Annotated in this window: 22 protein-coding genes; 13 read left to right on the top strand and 9 right to left on the bottom strand. The window is 71.5% G+C overall.

Annotation, left to right across the window (positions count from 1 at the left end; translation table 11 throughout):
- Window positions 1-32: 32 nt before the first annotated feature.
- The gene (locus tag AC060K_RS20260) at window positions 33-653 is read right to left on the bottom strand and encodes a DUF3043 domain-containing protein (RefSeq protein WP_483767158.1); all 621 of its coding nucleotides are present in this window, start codon (window positions 651-653) and stop codon (window positions 33-35) included.
- A gap of 60 nt (window positions 654-713) precedes the next feature.
- Here AC060K_RS20260 and AC060K_RS20265 point away from each other — a divergent pair, with 60 nt between their 5' ends.
- Window positions 714-2,084 (top strand): M20/M25/M40 family metallo-hydrolase, encoded by a 1,371-nt coding sequence (locus AC060K_RS20265; RefSeq protein ID WP_483767159.1) that lies wholly within the window; start codon window positions 714-716, stop codon window positions 2,082-2,084.
- 21 nt (window positions 2,085-2,105) lie between these two features.
- Here the strand turns inward: AC060K_RS20265 and AC060K_RS20270 are convergent, their stop codons facing one another.
- The 3 genes from AC060K_RS20270 to nadA are packed head-to-tail and all read right to left on the bottom strand — an operon-like array spanning window position 2,106 to window position 4,496.
- Window positions 2,106-2,648 (bottom strand): acyl-CoA thioesterase, encoded by a 543-nt coding sequence (locus AC060K_RS20270; RefSeq protein ID WP_483767160.1) that lies wholly within the window; start codon window positions 2,646-2,648, stop codon window positions 2,106-2,108.
- Between the two features lie 31 nt (window positions 2,649-2,679).
- Window positions 2,680-3,270 carry a DJ-1/PfpI family protein gene (locus tag AC060K_RS20275; RefSeq protein WP_483767161.1) on the bottom strand — a complete coding sequence of 197 codons (591 nt, stop codon included), beginning with the start codon at window positions 3,268-3,270 and terminating at the stop codon, window positions 2,680-2,682.
- Window positions 3,271-3,290: 20 nt separating this feature from the next.
- Window positions 3,291-4,496: a quinolinate synthase NadA gene (gene nadA, locus AC060K_RS20280; RefSeq protein ID WP_483767162.1), complete on the bottom strand. Its 1,206-nt coding sequence runs from the start codon at window positions 4,494-4,496 to the stop codon at window positions 3,291-3,293.
- 58 nt (window positions 4,497-4,554) lie between these two features.
- Between nadA and AC060K_RS20285 the strand changes: the two genes are divergently transcribed.
- Window positions 4,555-5,085 carry a hypothetical protein gene (locus AC060K_RS20285; RefSeq protein WP_483767163.1) on the top strand — a complete coding sequence of 177 codons (531 nt, stop codon included), beginning with the start codon at window positions 4,555-4,557 and terminating at the stop codon, window positions 5,083-5,085.
- 134 nt (window positions 5,086-5,219) lie between these two features.
- Entirely contained in the window at window positions 5,220-5,573 is a 354-nt protein-coding gene (erpA, locus tag AC060K_RS20290; RefSeq protein ID WP_483767164.1) for an iron-sulfur cluster insertion protein ErpA, read from the top strand.
- Window positions 5,574-5,665: 92 nt separating this feature from the next.
- Here the strand turns inward: erpA and AC060K_RS20295 are convergent, their stop codons facing one another.
- Both AC060K_RS20295 and AC060K_RS20300 read right to left on the bottom strand, forming a co-directional pair.
- The gene (locus AC060K_RS20295) at window positions 5,666-5,902 is read right to left on the bottom strand and encodes a sulfurtransferase TusA family protein (protein ID WP_483767165.1); all 237 of its coding nucleotides are present in this window, start codon (window positions 5,900-5,902) and stop codon (window positions 5,666-5,668) included.
- Complete coding sequence (locus AC060K_RS20300; protein WP_483767166.1) at window positions 5,899-7,053, bottom strand: cysteine desulfurase family protein; 1,155 nt, start codon at window positions 7,051-7,053, stop codon at window positions 5,899-5,901. Before AC060K_RS20300 ends, AC060K_RS20295 begins: the two co-directional genes overlap by 4 nt.
- A 326-nt stretch (window positions 7,054-7,379) precedes the next feature.
- Between AC060K_RS20300 and ctaC the strand changes: the two genes are divergently transcribed.
- The 5 genes from ctaC to AC060K_RS20325 all read left to right on the top strand — a co-directional run bounded on the left by ctaC (window position 7,380) and on the right by AC060K_RS20325 (window position 12,758).
- The gene (gene ctaC, locus AC060K_RS20305) at window positions 7,380-8,351 is read left to right on the top strand and encodes an aa3-type cytochrome oxidase subunit II (RefSeq protein ID WP_483767167.1); all 972 of its coding nucleotides are present in this window, start codon (window positions 7,380-7,382) and stop codon (window positions 8,349-8,351) included.
- Window positions 8,351-10,165, top strand: coding sequence for an aa3-type cytochrome oxidase subunit I (gene ctaD / locus AC060K_RS20310; protein ID WP_483767168.1), 1,815 nt, complete (start codon window positions 8,351-8,353; stop codon window positions 10,163-10,165). The genes ctaC and ctaD overlap by 1 nt, the downstream gene beginning before the upstream one ends.
- A complete protein-coding gene (locus tag AC060K_RS20315; protein WP_483767169.1) occupies window positions 10,162-10,575 on the top strand; it encodes a cytochrome c oxidase subunit 4 in 414 nt (137 codons plus the stop codon). Before ctaD ends, AC060K_RS20315 begins: the two co-directional genes overlap by 4 nt.
- A 108-nt stretch (window positions 10,576-10,683) precedes the next feature.
- Window positions 10,684-12,483, top strand: a complete 1,800-nt coding sequence (locus AC060K_RS20320) for a DEDD exonuclease domain-containing protein (RefSeq protein ID WP_483767170.1) — start codon at window positions 10,684-10,686, stop codon at window positions 12,481-12,483.
- A complete protein-coding gene (locus AC060K_RS20325; protein WP_483767171.1) occupies window positions 12,477-12,758 on the top strand; it encodes an Lrp/AsnC family transcriptional regulator in 282 nt (93 codons plus the stop codon). Before AC060K_RS20320 ends, AC060K_RS20325 begins: the two co-directional genes overlap by 7 nt.
- A 5-nt stretch (window positions 12,759-12,763) precedes the next feature.
- Here AC060K_RS20325 and AC060K_RS20330 read toward each other — a convergent pair whose 3' ends face one another.
- The 3 genes from AC060K_RS20330 to AC060K_RS20340 all read right to left on the bottom strand — a co-directional run bounded on the left by AC060K_RS20330 (window position 12,764) and on the right by AC060K_RS20340 (window position 15,553).
- Complete coding sequence (locus AC060K_RS20330; RefSeq protein ID WP_483767172.1) at window positions 12,764-13,918, bottom strand: PQQ-dependent sugar dehydrogenase; 1,155 nt, start codon at window positions 13,916-13,918, stop codon at window positions 12,764-12,766.
- 110 nt (window positions 13,919-14,028) lie between these two features.
- Window positions 14,029-15,084, bottom strand: coding sequence for an anthranilate phosphoribosyltransferase (trpD, locus tag AC060K_RS20335; protein ID WP_483767173.1), 1,056 nt, complete (start codon window positions 15,082-15,084; stop codon window positions 14,029-14,031).
- Window positions 15,085-15,121: 37 nt separating this feature from the next.
- On the bottom strand, window positions 15,122-15,553 hold the full coding sequence (locus tag AC060K_RS20340; RefSeq protein WP_483767174.1) for a response regulator transcription factor: 432 nt from the start codon (window positions 15,551-15,553) through the stop codon (window positions 15,122-15,124).
- A 207-nt stretch (window positions 15,554-15,760) separates the two neighbouring features.
- Between AC060K_RS20340 and ctaE the strand changes: the two genes are divergently transcribed.
- The 5 genes from ctaE to AC060K_RS20365 all read left to right on the top strand — a co-directional run bounded on the left by ctaE (window position 15,761) and on the right by AC060K_RS20365 (window position 20,822).
- A complete protein-coding gene (gene ctaE, locus AC060K_RS20345; RefSeq protein WP_483767175.1) occupies window positions 15,761-16,414 on the top strand; it encodes an aa3-type cytochrome oxidase subunit III in 654 nt (217 codons plus the stop codon).
- 87 nt (window positions 16,415-16,501) lie between these two features.
- Window positions 16,502-17,281, top strand: a complete 780-nt coding sequence (qcrC, locus tag AC060K_RS20350; RefSeq protein ID WP_483767176.1) for a cytochrome bc1 complex diheme cytochrome c subunit — start codon at window positions 16,502-16,504, stop codon at window positions 17,279-17,281.
- Window positions 17,278-18,336 (top strand): cytochrome bc1 complex Rieske iron-sulfur subunit, encoded by a 1,059-nt coding sequence (qcrA, locus tag AC060K_RS20355; RefSeq protein WP_483767177.1) that lies wholly within the window; start codon window positions 17,278-17,280, stop codon window positions 18,334-18,336. The genes qcrC and qcrA overlap by 4 nt, the downstream gene beginning before the upstream one ends.
- Complete coding sequence (qcrB, locus tag AC060K_RS20360) at window positions 18,333-20,048, top strand: cytochrome bc1 complex cytochrome b subunit (protein ID WP_483767178.1); 1,716 nt, start codon at window positions 18,333-18,335, stop codon at window positions 20,046-20,048. The genes qcrA and qcrB overlap by 4 nt, the downstream gene beginning before the upstream one ends.
- Before the next feature lie 150 nt (window positions 20,049-20,198).
- Window positions 20,199-20,822, top strand: a complete 624-nt coding sequence (locus AC060K_RS20365) for a superoxide dismutase (RefSeq protein ID WP_483767179.1) — start codon at window positions 20,199-20,201, stop codon at window positions 20,820-20,822.
- Window positions 20,823-20,871: the final 49 nt, after the last annotated feature.

The raw sequence follows: 20,871 nt of genomic DNA on the forward strand, positions 1-20,871 counted from the left end.
CCACAGCCATACCCACAGCGATGGGGTGGTGCTCAGACCGGGTACTCGCCGTGCTTCTTGCTCATGGCCCGCGGCAGCCGCGACCGGCGCATCTGGTAGGCCCGGGTGATCGCGTACATCATGGTGCCGCGCGGGATCTCCGGCCCGAACTTCGCGATCAGCCGCTTCTTGAGCGAGCGCCACAGCAGCGCGGCGTCGATCAGCGTGAGGAAGAGGAACCCGTAGAGGCCGATGAGGACCAGGAGCCCGATCTCCGGCCGTGACTGCGTGAAGAACGTCGCGAACAGGAACACGAACGCGATAGGCAGGAAGAACTCGCCGAGGTTCCACCGGGCGTCCACGAAGTCGCGCACGTAGCGGCGCTGCGGCCCCTTGTCCTTGAGGGGCAGGTACCGCTCGTCACCGGTCTGCATGGCCTGGTACGAGCGCTCGCGGTCGGCGCGACGCTGCTCGCGCTGGGCCTTGGCCGCGGCTTTGCGGTCGGCCGGCACGAGCGGTCGCTTGTTCGCCGCCTGTGCCTGCTTGCGCTTGGGCGTGGGCCGTCCCTTGCCCGACGACGACTCGGTCGCCTCGGCGGGCGCCGTCACGCGGCCCAGGGGCTCGCCAGGCGTGGTGGGGCTGGCGGGGGAGTCCGACTTGCTGCGGGAGAACACCCGACGATTCTAGTCCGACGCGCGCCGTCGGCCCGCCAGGGTCGGAGGTAGCGTGGGCCGGTGACCAACGAAACCCAGGTGGACGCGCTCCGGGAGCGCGTCACCCAGCTCTTCCCAGCGCTCCAGTCCGATCTCGAGGCGCTCGTGCGCATCCCCGGCGTCTCCGCAGCGGCCTTCGACCAGGTGCACGTCGCGGCGAGCGCCCAGGCGGTGGCCGACCTGCTGCGCGCCGCAGGCCTCCCCGACGTGCAGATCCTCCAGGCGCCGCGGCCCGACGGCGTCCTCGGCGCCCCCGCCGTGGTGGCCCGCCGCCCCGCTCCCGAGGGCGCGCCGACGGTCCTGCTCTACGCGCACCACGACGTGCAGCCGCCGGGCGACGACGCCGCGTGGGAGACCCCGCCCTTCGAGCCGACGCTCGTGGGGGAGCGTCTGTACGGGCGCGGCGCGGCCGACGACAAGGCCGGCATCGCCGCGCACCTCGGCGCCCTGCGCGCCCTCGGTGAGGACCTCGCGGTGGGCGTCACGGTGTTCGTCGAGGGCGAGGAGGAGGACGGCTCGCCGTCGTTCCGCGCGTTCCTGGAGCAGTACCGCGACCTTCTCGCTGCCGACGTCATCGTCGTGGCGGACTCGACGAACTGGAAGGTCGGCGTCCCGGCCCTCACGACGTCGCTGCGTGGCCTCGTGGACGGGTATCTCGACGTCGAGGTGCTCGGTCATGCGGTGCACTCCGGCATGTTCGGTGGTCCGGTGCTCGACGCCCTCACCGTGCTGGCGCGGCTCGTGGCCACCCTCCACGACGAGGCGGGCGACGTCGCCGTCGAAGGGCTCGTGACGGCCGCGGAGCCCGAGGTGGACTACGACGAGGCGTCGTTCCGGGCCGACTCGTCGCTGCTCGACGGGGTGCAGCTCGTGGGGACCGGCTCGATCGCGGGTCGCCTGTGGTCCAAGCCGGCGCTGTCGGTCATCGGCATCGACGCGACGCCGACCGCGCGCGCGTCGAACACGATCGCCCCGAGCGCCCGGGCGAAGCTGTCGCTCCGCCTGGCGCCGGGCCAGGACCCGGACGCCGCCGCGGAGGCGCTCGGGGCGCACCTGGCGAAGCACGCGCCGTTCGGCGCGCGCGTCACGTGGACCACGAAGGAGACCGGCAAGCCGTTCCTCGCCGCCGGGGACACCGCGGCCATGCAGGCGGCACGCTGGGCGTTCGCGACGGCGTGGGGCACCGACCCCGTCGACGTCGGGGTGGGCGGGTCCATCCCGTTCATCGCCGACCTGCTGGAGGTGTTCCCCGGCGCCGCGATCCTCGTGACGGGCGTCGAGGACCCGGACTCGCGGGCCCACGGGGCGAACGAGTCGGTGCACCTGGGCGAGCTGCGCAAGGTCGTGCTCGCCGAGGCGCTGCTGCTGACGAAGGTGGCCGAGGGCCTCTGACCCTCGCGAGCCCTCCGCGCGCTATCGCGTGGAGGGCTCGCGCGGTGCCACGTCGAAGGCACGGGCCCAGGCGACGACGTCGTCGGGCAGCGCAGGGCTCTCGACGGGCTCCCCGGTGAACAGCTCGACCACGTCGTGCGGTGCGATGCGGTTCCCCGCGCGGTCGAGGAACCGCCCGGCGACGATCCCGCGGGCGCAGAGGTCGCCGCGGCGGGTGAAGACCTGCTCCATGTAGAAGACGCGCGCGTCCCAGCCGATCACCCGGGTCGTGATCTCGAAGCGCTCCCAGAGCTGGAGCGAGCGCCGGTACTTGACGGTGGAGGCGGCCACCACGGGACCCCAGCCCTTCTCGCGTGCGAGGGGGAACGCCCCGAGGTCGGCGAGCATGTTGCTGCGTGCCACATCCATCATCTGGAGGTAGGACCCGTTGTTCACGTGGAGGTAGTAGTCGAGGTCCAGCGGCAGCACGCGCATCCGGGTGACGGACGGGTCGAGGATTCCCTGGCCGGGGATCCGCCGGCGCGGCACGAGGGACGCCCAGGTCAGGTGCAGCATGCGGGTCATGGAGCGCAGGATATACCGCGCACGTCCGGTATCAGGTACTTTCGTAGTGGAGCGCGTGCCGCACGGCCTGCGCGGCCTCCGGCGTCTCGAGGCGCTCGATCAGGTGCAGGGCCATGTCCAGGCCGGCGGCCACGCCGCCGGAGGTGACCACGTCGCCGTCGTCCACGAAGCGCGCCTCGGTGTCCACGAGCGCGCTCGGGTCGATCTCCGAGAGCTCGTCGAAGTGGTCGCGATGGGTGGTGGCCGGACGGCCGGCGAGCAGCCCGGCGGCCGCCAGGACGAGCGCTCCCGTGCACACGCTCGCGATCACCGGGGTCTGGTGCTGCACCGCGCGCAGCCACTCCAGGTGCCGTGGCTCGGCGAGCAGCGGCCGGGTCCCGGGACCGCCCGGGTACACGAGCACGTGCAGCGGGCCCACGTCGTCGGCCGAGTGCGCCGGGACGATCCGCAGACCCTTGGCGAGCCGCACCCCGGACCCGTCCCACGAGAAGGTGCTGACCTGTGGTTTGAGGTCGGAGTGCTCGGCCCAGGTGGCGAACACCTCGAACGGTCCCACCACGTCGAGCTCCTCCGCCTCGTCGAAGACGAAGATCCCGATCCGCAGCCCGTCGTGGATGCTCATGCCGCCCCCTCGCGGTCCGGTCAGATACCCGGCAGGGCGAGCATCTGGTCGAGGGCCACGCGCGCCCAGTGCGCGTCGTCGGCGTCCACGACGATCCGATTGACGACGCGCCCCGCCACCAGCGACTCCATCGTCCACACCAGGTGCGGCAGGTCGATGCGGTTCATGGTGGAGCAGAAGCACACCGTCGAGTCCAGGTAGTGCACGTTCTTGTCCGGGTGCGCGGCGGCCACGCGCCGCACCAGGTTGAGCTCGGTGCCGATGGCCCAGGACGAGCCCGGCTCGGCGGCGTCGAGCATCTTGATGATGTACTCCGTGGAGCCCACGAAGTCGGCGGCCGTGACCACCTCGTTCTTGCACTCCGGGTGCACCAGCACGTTCACGCCCGGCACCGCCGCGCGGATGTCGGTGACGTTCTGCGCCGAGAAGCGGCCGTGCACCGAGCAGTGGCCGCGCCACAGGATCATGCGCGCGTCACGGAGCTGCTGGTCGGTGAGGCCGCCGTTCGGCTTGCGCGGGTCGAACACCACGCAGTCGTCCAGCGAGAGGCCCAGCTTGAGCACCGCGGTGTTGCGGCCGAGGTGCTGGTCCGGGAGGAAGAGCACCTTGCCCGTGCCGTCGACGCCACCCACCTGGTCGAACGCCCAGCGCAGCGCCACCTCGGCGTTGGAGGAGGTGCACACGGTCCCGCCGTGGCGGCCGGTGAACGCCTTGATGGCGGCGGAAGAGTTCATGTACGTGACGGGGATCGTGTCGCCCGCGATGCCGTGGTCCTCGAGCACGGCCCAGGCTTCGTCGACCTGGTGGATCGCCGCCATGTCGGCCATGGAGCAGCCCGCCGCGAGGTCGGGCAGCACCACCTGCTGGTCGTCCGACGTGAGGATGTCGGCGCTCTCCGCCATGAAGTGCACGCCGCAGAAGATGATGTACTCCGCCTCCGGGCGGGCCGCGGCCTCGCGCGCGAGCTTGAACGAGTCGCCCGTGACGTCGGCGAAGTCGATCACCTCGTCACGCTGGTAGTGGTGGCCCAGCACGAAGGCGCGGTCCCCCAGTGCGGCGCGCGCCGCGCGGGCGCGCTCGACGAGGTCCGGGTCGCTGGCCGCGGGCAGGGCGCCCGTGCACTCGACGCCGCGCTCGGAGTCCAGGTCACGGCCTTGCCCGAGCAGCAGCAGGGGAGAGGCGGACGGCTCGGAGAAGTTGGCCAGGAGCGTGCTCACGATCACCATGGTGACACACCGCCGCCGGGGGCAGCCGGGGCCCTCCACAGGTCGCTAGGGTCGGCACGTGCACGTCCTCCTCCTGTCCGGACGCCGGTCCGCCGCCCTCGCCCTCGCTGACGCCTGGTCGCGCGCCGCGCCGCACACGACCGTCGAGGCGCACGAGGTGAGCCTTCCGGAGGCGACCGCCGCGCCCGGCCCGGCCGCGGCGTCGTCGGGCAGCACGGGGGTGCTCGTCGCCGGGGCCGCCCTGCCGGTGGGGCCACCCACGGCGGGGCGGCCCTCCGGTCCGGGGCTCACCCCGTCCTCCCTCGGGCGGGAGGAGGCCGCCGCGCTCGCGGAGCGCGCCGCGGGCGCCGACCTGGTGATGGTCCACGTGCCCGTGCTGGACGGGGAGTCGCTGCACCGGGGGCCGGTCGCTGAGGCGGCCCTGGCCGCCTCGGCGAGCGCCGTGCCCGTCGTCGTGCTCGCGGGGCGCAGCGAGGCGAGCCGCCGGGAGTGGTCCACGGCCGGCCTGAGCGGCGTGCACGAGGTCGGTGACGACCCTGGGGACCGGCTCGTCCGCGTGGCGCGGACCTGGGCGCCGGTGTGGACGTGACAGCGGTCACGGACGCCCGCCGCGGGCGAGCGTAGGATCGGGAACAGACCGCGGGACCGACGTGTTGTCACGGTCTGCGAGACGACCGTCCAGGGGCGGTGCCCAGCACCGCGCCAGATCAGGAGAGACGACCCATGACAGACACCACCTCCGACGTCGCGACCCACGCCGTGAACCTCACGGACGTCGCGGCGGACAAGATCCGCAACCTGCTCGAGCAGGAGGGTCGCGACGACCTCCGCCTGCGTGTCGCGGTGCAGCCCGGTGGCTGCTCCGGCCTGATCTACCAGCTCTACTTCGACGAGCGCATGCTCGAGGGTGACGCGGTGCGCGACTACGACGGTGTCGAGGTCGTCGTCGACAAGATGAGCGTCCCGTACCTCGAGGGCGCCACCATCGACTTCGCGGACACCATCGAGAAGCAGGGCTTCACGATCGACAACCCGAACGCGGGCAGCGCCTGCGCCTGCGGCGGCTCGTTCTCCTGATCGTCCTGCCGGTTGTGGGTATGACTGTGGCGTGAGCTCGGCACCGAGTTCACGCCACAGCCATACCCACAGCGATCGGGGGCGGGGCAGGGTCAGTGCAGGCGGACCGTGAGGCGCCACGCCGCGGGCTCCTCGCCGAGCTCCTCGGTGGCGACCAGCTCGTGGCCGCGCATCCGGGCCCAGGCCGGGACGTCGTGCTTGGCGGCGGGGTCGGTCGACACCACCGACACCAGCGTCCCGGCGGGCAGCTCCTTGGCCCGCGCCGCGAGCCGGATCACCGGCAGCGGGCAGCGCAGGCCGCGGGCGTCCACGAGATGGTCGCCGGTCACAGGCCCTGCACCCCCAGGAGGTCGCGCACGCGCGCGACGGCGCCGGGGAGCACGGCGAGGAAGCGCTCGACGTCGTCGTCGGTGGTGGTCCGGTCGAGCGCGACCCGCACGTTGCCGTGCGTGAGCGCGCCCATGGCGGCCAGCACGTGCGAGGGCTCGAGGGTGCTGGCCGTGCAGGCGGATCCCGAGCCGACGGCGAAGCCCGCGCGGTCCAGCTCGGTCACGAGCGCCTCGCCGTCCACGTAGAGGAACGAGAAGGTGACCACGTGGGGGAGGCGGCCCTCGGGGTCGCCGACCACCTCGACGTCGGGGATCGTCGCCACCGCCGTGCGGACGCGGTCGACGAGCGCCCGGCGCCGGGAGTCCTGCGCCACGCGGTCGGCCTCCGCCGCCTCGAGCGCCACCGCCGCCGCGAACGCCGCCGGGACGCTCACGCCGCCGGGCGCCCACGGGTCGGGGTCCTCGGGGCCGACAGGCACCGCGCGGACCCGCTGCCGCACGGCGAGCAGGCCGACGCCGGCGGGGCCGCCCCAGTCGGCGGGGTCGGCGGCGAGGACGTCCCAGGTCGCGGGGACCGCCACGTGGCCCAGGCTGGCCCCCGCGTCGACCAGGAGGGGGACTCCCGCCGCCCGTGCGGCGGCGTGCACCTCCTCGACGGGCTGGACCGTCCCGACCTCGCCGTTCGCGTGCTGCAGCGCGGCGAGCGCGACGCCGGGAGCGGCCACCGCCTCGGCCATCGCCGCGGCGTCGGCCCGCCCCAGGCGGTCCACGGGTACGACGACGCGCCCCGTGTCCCCGGCCGCGAGCCCGGCGGCGTGCAGCACCGCGGCCCGCTCGACGGCGCTGACGACCACGCCCGAGCCGGCCCTGCGACGTCCGGCGGACACGGCGGCGACACCGGCGTGGAGCGCCGCGGTGTGGCTCGGCGTGAGGTGGACCTCGTCGGTGCGGGCGCCCAGGACGGCAGCGACCGCCTCGCGTGCGCCGTCGAGCAGCCGGGCCGCGCGCCGGCCCTCGGCGTGCAGGCGGCGGGGGTCGGCCCAGCCGTCGTCGAGCGCCTGGAGGAAGGCCTGCCTGGCCAGCGGGTGCCACGGGGCGCGGCCACCGTTGTCGAGGTGGACCCGCGCGGGAGCGGGCGTGGGATGTGTCACACGAGTCCTTCCGGGTGCGGGCCGGCCGGGCCGCAGTTCCGCCCGGGTGGGCGGCTGGGCCGCCCGACCGGCGTCCTGCCTACGATCGTCGCACCCGTCGGGCGCTATCGTTCTGACACCTCTGCCGCGCGTGTCCTGAACAGCATGGATGCCCGGGGCCCCATGCCAGGATCGTCACGTCCCGGGCGGGCTGGAACGGCGTCGCGGGCGCGGTGGGCGCGCTAGGCTGCGGTGTATCGAGGACGAAGGTTCTGCGTGGTTCCCGTGTGTGTCTTGCGAGACATGGCGGGCGGGGGCGCGACAGGACGAGACGTGAAAGGCCTCCCTTGCACTCGAAGCCACCGACCCGCACCCGGCGGGCCCTCCTGCGTGCGTCGGCTGTTGCCGTCGCTCTCGCCGTGACGGTCTCCGGCTGCGCCAGCGACACCGTCCAGCGCGGGTACCTCCCCGGTTACACCGACGGGGAGGTGACGAACCATACGGCGAGCATGACCGACCTCTGGGTGGGCTCATGGGTCGCCGCGCTCGCCGTGGGCGTCCTCACGTGGGGCCTGATCCTCTGGTGCGTCGCCGCATACCGCAAGCGCCGTGACGACCACCGTCTCCCCGTGCAGACCCGGTACCACCTGCCGCTCGAGCTGATGTACACCTTCGTGCCGCTCGTCATGGTGTTCGTGCTGTTCATCCACACGGACACCGTCATGAGCGCCGTCCAGGACGCGGAGAACGCCGACGAGGCGGACCTGCAGATCCAGGTGGTCGGCAAGCAGTGGAGCTGGGACTTCAACTACCTGAGCGACGACGTCTACGACTTCGGCACGCACGAGGGGGACCCGGGCAGCATCACCGCCGAGGACCAGCTCGACGGTGCTGCGGGCACGTCCACGTCGTTCCCCACGCTGTACCTGCCGGTGAACCAGTCGGTCCACTTCACCCTGGACTCGCGCGACGTCATCCACTCGTTCTGGATCCCGGCGTTCCTGTACAAGCAGGACATGATCCCGGACCGCACCAACGAGTTCGTGGTCACGCCGACCCGTGAGGGCACGTACGCCGGCAAGTGCGCCGAGCTCTGCGGCGAGTTCCACTCCGGCATGCTCTTCAACGTGAAGGTGGTCTCCCAGGAGGAGTACGACGCCCACATGGAGACGCTGCGGGACAAGGGCCAGACCGGCGCCCTGGAGTCGGGCGAGGGCGAGGAGAACTCGGGCCTCGACCGTCGCCAGAGCAGCTCCGGCGACGAGGGCGGCAGCCGCGACGTCAACGACGGAACCGACGACGAGGAGGCTGGGCACTGATGGCCGCAGCGACAACCGTAGAGCTGATCCCTGGCCTGCGGCCCGAGCGCCAGTCCCTCGGCCGCACCATCATCAAGTGGGTCACCTCGACCGACCACAAGACGATCGGGTACCTGTACCTGATCTCGTCGTTCATCTTCTTCGCCATCGGCGGGCTGATGGCGCTGGTGATCCGGGCCGAGCTTTTCGAGCCCGGCATCCAGCTGGTGCAGAGCAAGGAGCAGTACAACCAGCTCTTCACCATGCACGGCACGATCATGCTCCTGCTGTTCGCGACCCCGCTGTTCGCGGGTTTCGCGAACGTGATCATGCCGCTGCAGATCGGCGCCCCCGACGTGGCGTTCCCGCGTCTGAACATGTTCGCCTACTGGCTGTACCTGTTCGGCGGCCTCATCGCCTGCGCCGGCTTCTTCACCCCGCAGGGTGCCGCGTCGTTCGGCTGGTTCGCGTACGCGCCGCTGTCGAGCACCACGTTCAGTCCAGGGCTCGGTGGTGACCTCTGGGTCTTCGGCCTCGCGCTGGCCGGCTTCGGCACCATCCTCGGCTCGGTCAACTTCATCACCACGATCATCACGATGCGTGCGCCGGGCATGACGATGTTCCGCATGCCGATCTTCACCTGGAACACGCTCGTCACGAGCCTCCTGGTGCTGATGGCCTTCCCGCCGCTGGCCGCCGCGCTGTTCGCGCTGGGTGCCGACCGCCGCCTCGGCGCGCAGGTCTTCAACCCGGAGAACGGCGGTGCCATCCTCTGGCAGCACCTGTTCTGGTTCTTCGGCCACCCCGAGGTCTACATCATCGCGCTGCCGTTCTTCGGCATCGTGTCCGAGATCCTGCCGGTCTTCTCCCGCAAGCCGATCTTCGGCTACACGGGCCTGGTCTACGCGACCATCGCCATCGCGGCGCTGTCCGTGACCGTGTGGGCGCACCACATGTACGTGACGGGCGCGGTGCTGCTGCCGTTCTTCGCGTTCATGACCATGCTCATCGCGGTCCCGACCGGCGTGAAGTTCTTCAACTGGATCGGCACCATGTGGCGAGGGAAGCTCACCTTCGAGACGCCCATGCTCTGGTCGATCGGCTTCCTCGTCACGTTCCTCTTCGGTGGTCTGACGGGCATCATCCTGTCGAGCCCGGCCCTGGACTTCCACCTGTCCGACTCGTACTTCGTGGTGGCGCACTTCCACTACGTCGTCTTCGGCACCGTGGTGTTCGCGATGTTCGCGGGCTTCTACTTCTGGTGGCCCAAGTTCACGGGGAAGATGCTCTCGGAGCGCCTCGGCAAGCTGCACTTCTGGATGCTGTTCATCGGCTTCCACACCACCTTCCTGATCCAGCACTGGCTGGGTGTCGAGGGCATGCCCCGCCGGTACGCGGACTACATGCCGCAGGAGGGCTTCACCTGGGAGAACCAGGTGTCCACGGTGGGCGCGTTCATCCTCGCGGCGTCGACGCTGCCGTTCCTGTGGAACGTGTACACGACCGCACGCAACGCGCCGAAGGTCACCGTCGACGACCCGTGGGGCTACGGCCGCTCGCTCGAGTGGGCCACGTCCTGCCCGCCGCCGCGGCACAACTTCACGTCGCTCCCGCGGATCCGCTCCGAGTCGCCGGCCTTCGACCTGCACCACCCCGAGGTGGTCGCCATGGAGCACCCGGACCTGCACAAGAAGGGCCTGGACAAGGTCTACGGCGAGGCGGACCGCCGCGGGCAGAAGGAGGTGGCCGTCGAGCGTGCGGCGACCGGCCGTGACGCCGCCGACCAGAGCTCCACGATCATCGTCGACGAGCCGGAAGAGGGGACCAGCAAGTGAAGATCGAGACCAGGCTGTTCCTCTGGGGCGCGCCGTTCTTCGTCCTCGCGTCCGCCGTCTACGGCTGGATGACCTGGCAGGAGGACGGGGTCTTCGAGCCCGTCGGAACGCTCGGCATCCTCCTCGTCGCCGCGCTGGTGGCGATGGTCGGTGCGTACCTCGGCATGACCGCACGCCGGATCGACGCCCGCCCGGAGGACGACCCCGACGCGGACATCTCCGAGGGCGCCGGTGACCAGGGCGTGTTCGCGCCGTGGAGCTGGTGGCCGCTGGCCATCGCTGGTGCCGCGGCCATCGCGTTCCTCGGCCTGGCCGTGGGCTGGTGGGTGCTGTACATCGGCGCGGCGCTGGGCGTCCTCGCCCTCGTCGGCTGGGTCTTCGAGTTCTCGCGGGGCCAGCACTCGCACTGAGCGCCCCCGCACCTGGTGACGGCCGGTCCTCCTTCGGGAGGGCCGGCCGTCGCCGTCTCCGGGCACGGTGGCCGGGAGTGTCGGTGGCGCAGGTTACCGTTCCCGGCTATGAGCACCACCGCGGCGGACGTCCCCTACCAGGCGAGCTTCGACGAGCTCGGTACGCCGCTCCGGGACGTCACGTTCGTGGTGGTCGACCTCGAGACCACGGGTACCAGTTCGAAAGAGGGCGGCATCACGGAGATCGGTGCCGTGAAGGTGCGCGGCGGCGAGGTGCTCGGCGAGTTCCAGTCCCTCGTGAACCCGGGCCAGCCGGTCCCCGCCTTCGTCGCGCGGCTGACGGGCATCACCACGGCGATGGTGGCCACCGCCCCGGGGATCGAGCTGGTGCTGCCCAGCTTCCTGGAGTTCGCGCACGGGTCGGTGCTCGTGGCGCACAACGCCCCGTTCGACGTCGGGTTCCTCCGCGCGGCCTGCGACCGGCTCGGCTACCCCTGGCCCGGGTTCGGCGTGGTCGACACCGTGACGCTCGCCCGCCGGGTCGTGACGCGCGACGAGGCTCCCAACCACAAGCTCTCGACCCTCGCCACGCTGTTCCGGGCCACCGTGTCGCCCGAGCACCGCGCGCTGGCCGACGCGCGGGCCACGGTAGACGTGCTGCACGCGCTGTTCGAGCGGTTCGCTCCGCTGGGGGTGACCCACCTCGAGGACCTCGCGACGGCGACCGACCCCGTCCCGGCGGACGTGCGCCGCAAGCGGCACCTCGCGGACGACCTGCCGCAGGCCCCGGGCGTGTACCTGTTCCGAGGGCCGGGGGAGGAGGTGCTGTACGTGGGCACGTCGACGAACATCCGCAAGCGGGTGCGCTCGTACTTCACCGCCGCCGAGAAGCGCCGGCGCATCACCGAGATGGTGCGCGTGGCCCACGCCGTGACGCCCGTGGTGTGCGCCACGCCCCTGGAGGCCCAGGTGCGTGAGCTGCGGCTCATCACCGAGCACGCGCCGCGCTACAACCGGCGGTCGAAGTTCCCGGAGCGCGCGACCTGGGTCCGGCTCACCGACGAGGCGTACCCGCGTCTGTCGGTCGTGCGCGACGTGCGGGACGACGCTCCGCACATCGGCCCCTTCTCCTCGCGGCGGGCTGCCCAGGAGGCCGTCGACGCTCTGCACGACGCGCTGCCGATCCGGCAGTGCACCCCGCGGCTCCCGCTGGTGGCCCGGGTGGCGGGCAGCCCGTGCGCGCTCGCCGGGATGGGCCGGTGCTCGGCGCCCTGCACGGCGGTGGGGGAGCCGGACGCGGGCTATGCGGAGGTCGCCGTGGCCGCCCGCCAGGCGCTCGTGGGCGACCCGTCGGCGGTGGTGCGCGCCCTGTCCGACCGGATCGCCCGGCTGGCCGGAGAGGAGCGCTTCGAGGAGGCGGGGGAGGTGACCCGCCGGTTGCGCGCCTTCGTCGCCGGTGCGCACCGCGCGCAGCGCCTGGCGCCGCTCGCCCGCTGCCCGGAGCTCGTGGCCGCCCGGCCGGACGGGTCCTGGGTCGCGGCCGGCGAGGTCCCCGCGGGTGGCTGGGCCCGCTACGGGTGGGAGGTGGTGGTGGTGCGGCACGGTCGTCTGGCAGCGACCGGGGTCTCCCGGCCGGGCGAGGACCCCTGGCCGCTCGTCGAGGCGCTGCGGAGCACGGCGGAGGTGGTCGAGCCGCCGGTGGCACCGGCCCCGGCGAGCCACCCGGAGGAGGCGGACCTGCTCCTGGCGTGGCTGGAGTCGCCGGGGGTGCGGCTGGTGCACGTCTCCGGCGAGTGGGCGTGCCCGGTGCGGGGCGCCGCAGCGCACGCCGACCTGGCGTGGGCGTCGGCCGACGTGCGGGACCGGCTCGCGGAGGCCTCGGCCGTGGCTACGATGGCGGCATGCTGACCGCGATCGTGCTCATCGAGGCCGAGACGTCCCGCATCCCCGAGGTTGCGCAGGAGGTCGCGAACATCGCCGGTGTGAGCGAGGTGTTCTCCGTGACCGGCAAGGTGGACCTCGTGGCGATCGTGCGGGTGCACGAGCACGAGGAGCTCGCCTCCGTGGTGTCCGACTCCGTGAACAAGGTCCCCGGCGTGCAGCAGACGGAGACGCTCATCGCGTTCCGGACGTACTCGCGCAAGGACCTCGAGCAGGCGTTCGCGCTCGGTCTGGACGACTGACCCGCTCACCCGTCGGCGTCGAGCGCGAGCCGCAGGATCCTGTCGTCACCAGGCCGTGGCGCGGTGCCGCCCCACGTCGCCCCGTCCGTGTTGGACGTGACGAGCCAGAGCGCGCCGTCGGGGGCCACCTCGACCGTGCGGAGGCGGCCGTGCTCCCCGACGAGGTGCGCGACGGGGTCGCTGGTCGCGGCCGCCCCGTCCACGGGGAGCTGCCACAGGCGCTGTCCGCCCAGCGCGCCGATCCAGAGGGATCCGGCGGCGTAGGCGATCCCCGACGGCGAGGCGTCGTCGGGACGGAGGGTGGCGATCGGTGGCTCGCCGGTGATGCCCGCGGTGCCCTCCGTCTCCGGCCAGCCGTAGTCCGTGCCGGGTCGCAGCACGTTGACCTCGTCCCAGGTGCGGTGACCGAGCTCGGAGGCGTAGGCGGTCCCGTCCGGGCCGAACGTGATGCCCTGGACGTTGCGGTGGCCGGACGAGTAGACGGCCGTACCGGACGGGTTGTCGTCCGGGATCGTCCCGTCGAGGGCGATCCGCAGGATCTTGCCGTTGAGGGACGTGTCGTCGGCGGCGTTCTCGGGGAGGAACGCGTCCCCGGTGCCGATCCAGAGATGCCCGTCCGGCCCGACCCGGAGGCGCCCGCCGTGGTGCCGGTCGGCGGTCTCGATGCCGTCGAGCAGCACGCGGTCGACCTCGAGCGAGCCGAAGTCGTCGCCGATCTCCAGGGCCAGCACCCGGTTGGTGGGGGAGCCTGAGGCGTAGGCGAACACCGTGCGGTCGGTCGCGAAGTCCGGTGAGACGGCGAGACCGAGCAGGCCACCCTCGGAGCTGGTCTCGACGTCCGGCACGACCCCGACGAGCTCTGGTGCGCCGCCGTCGGGCCCGACGCGCAGCACCCGGGCCGACAGCCGCTCGGAGACCAGCGCCGATCCGTCGGGCAGGAAGGTGAGGCCCCACGGGGCCTCCAGTCCGGTGGTGAGCTCGGTCAGCGTGCCCGGGGCCGCCGTGTGCGCCGGCGCCGCACCCGGAGCGGCGGTCGCGGTGGCGCCACCCCCCTCGGGACCGGTGGCCGGGCCGGACGGGGGTCCGGCGCATCCCGCGACCACGAGCGCTACGGCCGTCGCCGCGAGAGCGGCCGACGTGGTGCGTGTCCGACGGAACATGGGAGACCTCTCGCCAGTGGGTTATCACTGATAACGTACGCGCGTTACCGACGACATGCAACGGCCGGTATCGTTCAGGTGTTATCGGTGATAACCGAGGCGAGCCCCGGTCAGCGGGCGGAGGCCTCCGCCCAGCGACCGAGGACCGCCTGCGCGGCGCCCTCGTCGATGCTCCGGGCGGCGTGCCGCATGCCGGCGTGGAGCCGGTCAGCCAGCGAGCCGTCCGCGGTGCCCTCGAGGCTCGCGTCGGCGACGAGCGCCGCTGCGGCGTTGAGCAGCACCGTGTCGCGTACCGCGCCCTCCTTGCCGGCGAGCACGTCGCGAGCCACGCCGGCGTTGTAGGCGGCATCGGCCCCGCGGAGATCCTCCACGGTGATGCGCGGCAGGCCGAGGTCGGCGACCGGGTCCAGGCGGTGCTCGGTGACGACTCCGTCGCGCACCTCCCACACGGTCGCGCCCGCCGTGGCCGCGAGCTCGTCGAGGCCTTCGTCGCCGCGGAACAGGAGCGCGTTGGTGCCGCGGGCGGCGAACACGCCCGCCATGAGCGGGGCCATCCGCGCGTCGGAGCAGCCCACGGCCGTGGCGCCGGGCTGGGCCGGGTTGGTGAGCGGGCCCAGGAAGTTGAAGACCGTCGAGACCCCCAGCTCCTTGCGCGCCACGCCCGCGTGCCGCATGGACGGGTGGAACACCGCGGCGAAGCAGAACGTGATGCCCGCCTCGTCCGCGATCTGCGCGACCCGCTCGGGCGAGTGGTCCAGCCGGATGCCGAGCTGCTCGAGCACGTCGGCCGAGCCGGACGACGACGACGCCGCCCGGTTGCCGTGCTTGACCACCCGCAGGCCGGTACCGGCGATCACGACCGCGCCCATGGTCGAGATGTTCACCGTGTGCGCCCGGTCGCCGCCGGTGCCCACGATGTCGACGATACGGCCGGGTACCTCGATCCGGGTGGCGTGCGTGAGCATCGCCTCGACGAGCCCCGAGAGCTCCTCCACGGTCTCGCCCTTGGCGCGCAGCGCCGTGAGGAAGCCCGCGAGGCGGACCGGCGACACCTCGCCGGACATCACCTCGTCCATGGCCCAGGCCGCCTGCTCTGCGGTCAGGTCGGTGCCGGCGATCAGGTCGCTCAGCAGCCCGGGCCAGGTCGGGGCGGTGGGGGTGGTCACGCGGTGTCCCTCGGTTCTCTCGGTCGGTCGGGGTTGCTCAGCGGCCGAGCAGGCGTGCGACGGTGGCCTGGAGCTCGAACGGGTCGAGCGGCCGCGCCACGACGCCGTCGGCCAGGGACCAGGACGCCAGCCAGGCGTCCTGGGGCCGGCCGGTCAGCACCAGCACGGGCGGGCAGTCGTAGACCTCGTTCTTCAGCTGGCGGCACAGCCCCATGCCGCCGGCCTTGTCGGCCTCGCCGTCGAGGACCAGCAGGTCCCAGCCGCCCCGGTCGGCCTCGGCCACCACGGCGGCCGGCGTGGCGACCTCGTGCCACACGATCTCCGGCGTCCCGGCGCCGATCCTCGGTCCGACGGCGAGGCGCACCTGCTCACGCACCCCGTGGTCGTCGCTGTAGAGCAGGATGTGCGGCGCGCTCTGCGCCACCTCCGACCTCGCTGTCGTGTCCTTGCCCGTCACTTCGGTAGTCATGGCTCGTCCCCTCGTGGCGATACGTCCGAGTCGAATCGTGGCACACGGGCGCCGCGGAGGGCAGGTGTGTCCCACGTCCTTTTCATGGCACTCTTCCATGCTCCGTCATCAAGTGACGGCCCTGGTGGGGAGTTCTGGAGGCTTTGTGAGATTCGACGCCCGTGAGCGGGCGCCCCGGTGGCCCGAACAGGTCGAACGTCGGCCATAATGGCTGTCGTGTCGACCGCAACGGCTGCTGCCACCCACACCCACCAGCACGTGAGCGTCAATCGTCCCAACCCGGTCCAGGTGGGGACGATCGTCTGGCTCGCGAGCGAGCTCATGTTCTTCGCCGCGCTCTTCGCGATGTACTTCACCGTGCGGCAGGTCATGCCGGCAGAGGAGTGGGCGGCCCAGGCGGACAAGCTCAACATCGGCTTCTCCCTGATGAACACCATCGTCCTGGTGCTCTCCTCGTTCACCTGCCAGGCGGGCGTGTTCGCCGCCGAGCGCTTCCAGGCCGCGCGGACGGGCAGCATCGCCCAGTTCTGGCGCTGGGGCATGAACGAGTGGATGACGGTGACGTTCGTGATGGGCGCCTTCTTCATCGGCGGCCAGGTCTACGAGTACGCCGAGCTGGTGCACCACGGCCTCTCGATCTCCTCGAGCCCGTACGGCTCGGTCTTCTACCTGACGACCGGCTTCCACGGCCTCCACGTGGTCGGCGGCCTCATCGCCTTCCTCTTCCTGCTCGGCCGCTCCTTCGCCGCGCGGAAGTTCGGTCACCACGAGGCCACCACCGGCATCGTCGTGTCGTACTACTGGCACTTCGTCGACGTCGTCTGGATCGCGCTGTTCGCAGTCATCTACCTGCTGCGCTGACGTACGCGACCGCCCCGGCGTGTGCACCCGCGCGCAGACCGGTTTGATAGATCTCAGAACCCCCCACAGCGAGACGAGGATCATTTCGTGAAGGCACTCGCCGCCCGCAGGCACCACCGGCTGGCGCCGGTCGTGCTTCTGCTGCTGGCGCTGCTGGTCACGGGCGGTGTGTATGCCGCCCTGGCTCCGAGCACGGCATCTGCCGAGACCGCCAGCACCGCGGACATCGAGACCGGGAAGAAGCTCTTCCAGGCCAACTGCGCCACCTGCCACGGCCCCAACGCCGAGGGCAGGGACGGCGTGCCGTCCCTCATCGGTGTGGGTGCCGCTGCCGTGGACTTCCAGGTCTCCACCGGTCGCATGCCCATGCAGATGAACGGCCCGCAGGCCGAGGCCAAGCCGCCGCAGATGGACGAGGAGCAGACCGCAGCCCTCGCCGCATACATCTCGTCGCTGGGCGCCGGCCCGGCCATCCCCACCGACGCGCAGGTCGACCCGGCCGAGGGCGACATCGCCAACGGCATGGCCCTCTTCCGTACCAACTGCGCCATGTGCCACAACGCTGTGGGTGCCGGTGGTGCCCTGTCCGAGGGCAAGTTCGCCCCGGCGCTGTGGGAGACCACGCCGCGCAACATCTACCAGGCGATGCTCACCGGCCCGCAGTCGATGCCGGTGTTCAACGACGCCAACATCACGCCGGACGAGAAGCAGGACATCATCGCGTTCCTCGTGGACCAGCGCCAGGGTTCCGCGGGCGGCAACGCCCTCGGTGGCCTCGGTCCGGTCAGCGAGGGCCTGTGGGGCTGGGTCGTCGGCCTGGGCCTGCTGATCGGTGCGGCAGTGTGGATCGGAGCGAAGTCCTCGTGAGCGAGAACCAGAACACCCCCGCCGACGCCTCGACCGAGGTGACGGCTCACGCCGAGGGCCACGGCGAGCTGGTCCACGCGGAGCGGTTCGACGACCCGGGCGTCCCGGCGCACCGCCCCCGGCTGACCGACACGGACCCCGCGGCCCGCAGGCGCGCCGAGCGCGCGGTGACCCTGCTGTTCGTCCTGTCGATCCTGGGCACCATCGGCACGCTGGTCGCCTACGTGGCGCTGCCGCTGGACGGCAGCACGGCCGGCGTCCGCACGTACACCCTCCTCCTGGGCCTCGGCCTGACGGTCTCGCTCCTGGGCATCGGCATCGCCGGCATCCACTGGGCCAAGACGCTCATGGGCGACCACGAGCTGGTCCAGGAGCGCCACCCCATGCGGTCCGACGACGAGACGCGCGCGGGGGCGGTGGCCGACCTCAAGGCCGGCGCCGCCGACTCCGGCATCGGCCGTCGTGGCCTGCTCAAGGGGGCCGTGGTCTCGGCCCTGGCTCTCTTCCCGCTGACGATCGCGGTGCCGCTGATCGGCAGCGTGGGTGGCGACTGGAAGATCTCGAAGTTCAAGCACACCCTGTGGGAGAAGGGCATGCGCCTGGCGGTCGACCCGTCGGGCCGGCCCATCAAGGCGGCCGACGTCACCGTCGGTTCCGTCTTCCACGTCATCCCCGACGTGACCCCGGAGTACCGCGAGTCGCACGAGTGGATCACGGAGAAGTCGAAGGCCGTGGTCCTCCTGGTCCGCCTCGACCCGAGGGACATCAAGTCCGAGCAGGGCGAGGGCTGGTCGTACGACGGTATCGTGGCCTTCTCGAAGATCTGCACGCACGTGGGTTGCCCCGTGGCCCTGTACGAGCAGCAGACGCACCACCTGCTGTGCCCGTGCCACCAGTCGACGTTCGACGTGGCCGACAGCGCGAAGGTCGTGTTCGGCCCGGCCAACCGGCCCCTGCCGCAGCTGCCCATCACGGTCGACGACGAGGGCTACCTGGTCGCGCAGGACGGCTTCGCCGAGCCCGTCGGCCCGAGCTACTGGGAGCGTCTGAAGTGAGCACCACCGCCTCCACCAAGCACACCGAGGTCCCGGCGCAGCCCACCACGGCCGCCGGCAAGGCGGCCGACTACCTCGACCAGCGCACCAGCATCGGTGTCGCGGTCAAGGAGTTCGCCCGCAAGATCTTCCCCGACCACTGGTCGTTCATGCTCGGCGAGATCGCGCTGTTCTCGTTCGTCGTGCTGCTGATCTCCGGCTTCTTCCTGACGATGTTCTTCCAGCCGTCGATGGCGCTCGTCGAGTACCACGGCGAGCACCCGGAGAACATGCACGGGCAGCTCATGTCGGTCGCTTTCGCCTCCACGCTGGACATGTCGTTCGAGGTGCGCGGCGGTCTGCTGATGCGCCAGATCCACCACTGGTCGGCGCTCATCTTCATGGCCGCGATCGTGGTGCACATGATGCGCGTCTTCTTCACGGGCGCGTTCCGCAAGCCCCGCGAGCTCAACTGGCTCGTCGGCCTGGTCATGCTGATCCTGGGTCTGGCCGCGGGCTTCTCCGGCTACTCCCTGCCCGACGACGTGCTCTCGGGCAACGGCCTGCGCATCACGGACGGCGTCATCAAGTCGATCCCGGTGGTCGGCTCGTACATGTCGTACATGGTGTTCGGCGGTGAGTTCCCGGGCGAGCACATCATCCCGCGGCTCTTCACCATCCACATCCTGCTGGTCCCGGGCCTGCTGCTCGCCCTGATCGCGCTGCACCTGTTCCTCATGGTGCTGAACAAGCACACCCAGTACCCGGGCGGTGGCCGCACCGACAAGAACGTCGTCGGCTACCCGCTGTTCCCGGTGTACATCACCAAGATGACCGGCAACTTCTTCATCGTCTTCGGTGTGCTCGCGCTCATGGGTGCCACCATGGCGATCAACAACGTCTGGAACTACGGCCCCTACGACCCGTCGCCGGTGTCCGCGGGCGCCCAGCCGGACTGGTACATGCTGTTCCTCGAGGGCTCGCTACGACTGATGCCAGGTCAAGGCACGGAGTGGGAGATCTTCGGGTACACGCTGTCGCTGAACGTCCTGGTCCCGGCCGTGGTGATCCCGGGCATCCTGTTCACGTTCCTGTTCGCGTACCCGTTCGTCGAGGCCAAGGTCACGGGTGACCACCGCGAGCACCACGTGCTCGACCGCCCGCGGAACGTGCCGACCCGTACCGCCCTCGGCGTGACGTTCCTGTCGGCGTTCATCATCCTGGCCCTGGCTGGCTCGAACGACCTCATCGCGACGCACTTCGACCTGTCGATCAACACGATCACCTGGGTCTTCCGGATCCTGCTGTTCGTGGGCCCGGCCTTCGCGTTCTGGGTGACCAAGCGCGTCTGCCTCGGTCTCCAGCGCAAGGACCGTGAGCTGGTGCTGCACGGGCACGAGACCGGGCGCATCGTGCGCTTCGCCAACGGCGAGTACATCGAGGTCCACCGTCCGCTCGACGAGCAGGAGCGTTGGCTGCGCGTCAACTACGACGCACCGGAGCCCCTGCGGATCGAGCCGAAGACCGATGCCCGTGGCGTCAAGCGCAAGGGTTACGCGGCCGACCGCCGGTGGCAGCGGGTCTCGCGGTTCTTCTTCGAGGACCGCGTGGAGCCGGTGACCCCTGCCGAGCTCGCCGCGGCGCACTCCCACGGCGAGCACGACGCGCTCGGCTCGGCCGAGCACCCGGCCCTCGAGGCCGGCGTCGGAGCCGGGACCGCGCAGGAGCACTGAGCATCCTGCGCCACCACGTGACGACCCGTCCCTCCAACCCCTCGCCTGCGCGGCGGGCGGAGGGGCGGGTCGTTCTCGTCCCCGGGAGGAGTCCGGGGCGCCCCGCCGCCCGCCGTACGGCGAGCGGCCCGATCCAGGAGGTAACTCAGCATGGCTGTCTACTCGCTCCCTGACCTGTCCTACGACTACGGAGCGCTCGAGCCCCACATCTCGGGCAGGATCATGGAGCTGCACCACTCCAAGCACCACGCTGCCTACGTCGCCGGCGCCAACACGGCACTGGAGAAGCTCGAGGAGGCCCGCGACAAGGGCGACCTCGCCGCCGTGAACCTGCACGAGAAGAACCTCGCGTTCAACCTCGGCGGACACATCAACCACTCGGCGTTCTGGACCAACCTGTCGCCCGAGGGTGGCGGTGAGCCGACCGGTGAGATCGGTGCAGCCATCGACGAGCACTTCGGCTCGTTCGACAAGTTCAAGGCGCACTTCGCGGCTGTCGCCGCGGGCGTCCAGGGGTCGGGCTGGGCCATCCTCGCCTGGGACTCGATCGGCCAGAAGCTGATCATCGTGCAGCTCTACGACCAGCAGGGGAACATCCCGCTCGGCCTGGTGCCGATCGTGCTGCTCGACTGCTGGGAGCACGCCTACTACCTGGACTACCAGAACGTCCGTGCCGACTACGTCACGGCCTGGTGGAGCGTCGTGAACTGGGCGGACGCCGAGGCGCGCCTCCAGCGCGCGAAGACCCAGACGGCGGGCCTCATCGTCCCGTGATCTCCTCGCTGAGATAGGCGTGCGCCTCTCTCGGCGGTGCCCGACGACG

This window comes from Antribacter sp. NEAU-D49 (genome assembly GCF_057158775.1).

Excerpts from the sequence above, each read along its gene's own strand:
- ctaD (WP_483767168.1), top strand. The coding sequence starts at position 8,351 with ATGGCCGCAGCGACAACCGTAGAGCTGATCCCTGGCCTGCGGCCCGAG.
- AC060K_RS20365 (WP_483767179.1), top strand. The coding sequence starts at position 20,199 with ATGGCTGTCTACTCGCTCCCTGACCTGTCCTACGACTACGGAGCGCTC.
- AC060K_RS20320 (WP_483767170.1), top strand. The coding sequence starts at position 10,684 with ATGAGCACCACCGCGGCGGACGTCCCCTACCAGGCGAGCTTCGACGAG.
- AC060K_RS20275 (WP_483767161.1), bottom strand. The coding sequence starts at position 3,270 with ATGAGCATCCACGACGGGCTGCGGATCGGGATCTTCGTCTTCGACGAG.
- AC060K_RS20325 (WP_483767171.1), top strand. The coding sequence starts at position 12,477 with ATGCTGACCGCGATCGTGCTCATCGAGGCCGAGACGTCCCGCATCCCC.
- AC060K_RS20270 (WP_483767160.1), bottom strand. The coding sequence starts at position 2,648 with ATGACCCGCATGCTGCACCTGACCTGGGCGTCCCTCGTGCCGCGCCGG.
- ctaE (WP_483767175.1), top strand. The coding sequence starts at position 15,761 with ATGGCTGTCGTGTCGACCGCAACGGCTGCTGCCACCCACACCCACCAG.
- AC060K_RS20340 (WP_483767174.1), bottom strand. The coding sequence starts at position 15,553 with ATGACTACCGAAGTGACGGGCAAGGACACGACAGCGAGGTCGGAGGTG.
- erpA (WP_483767164.1), top strand. The coding sequence starts at position 5,220 with ATGACAGACACCACCTCCGACGTCGCGACCCACGCCGTGAACCTCACG.
- AC060K_RS20330 (WP_483767172.1), bottom strand. The coding sequence starts at position 13,918 with ATGTTCCGTCGGACACGCACCACGTCGGCCGCTCTCGCGGCGACGGCC.
- nadA (WP_483767162.1), bottom strand. The coding sequence starts at position 4,496 with ATGGTGATCGTGAGCACGCTCCTGGCCAACTTCTCCGAGCCGTCCGCC.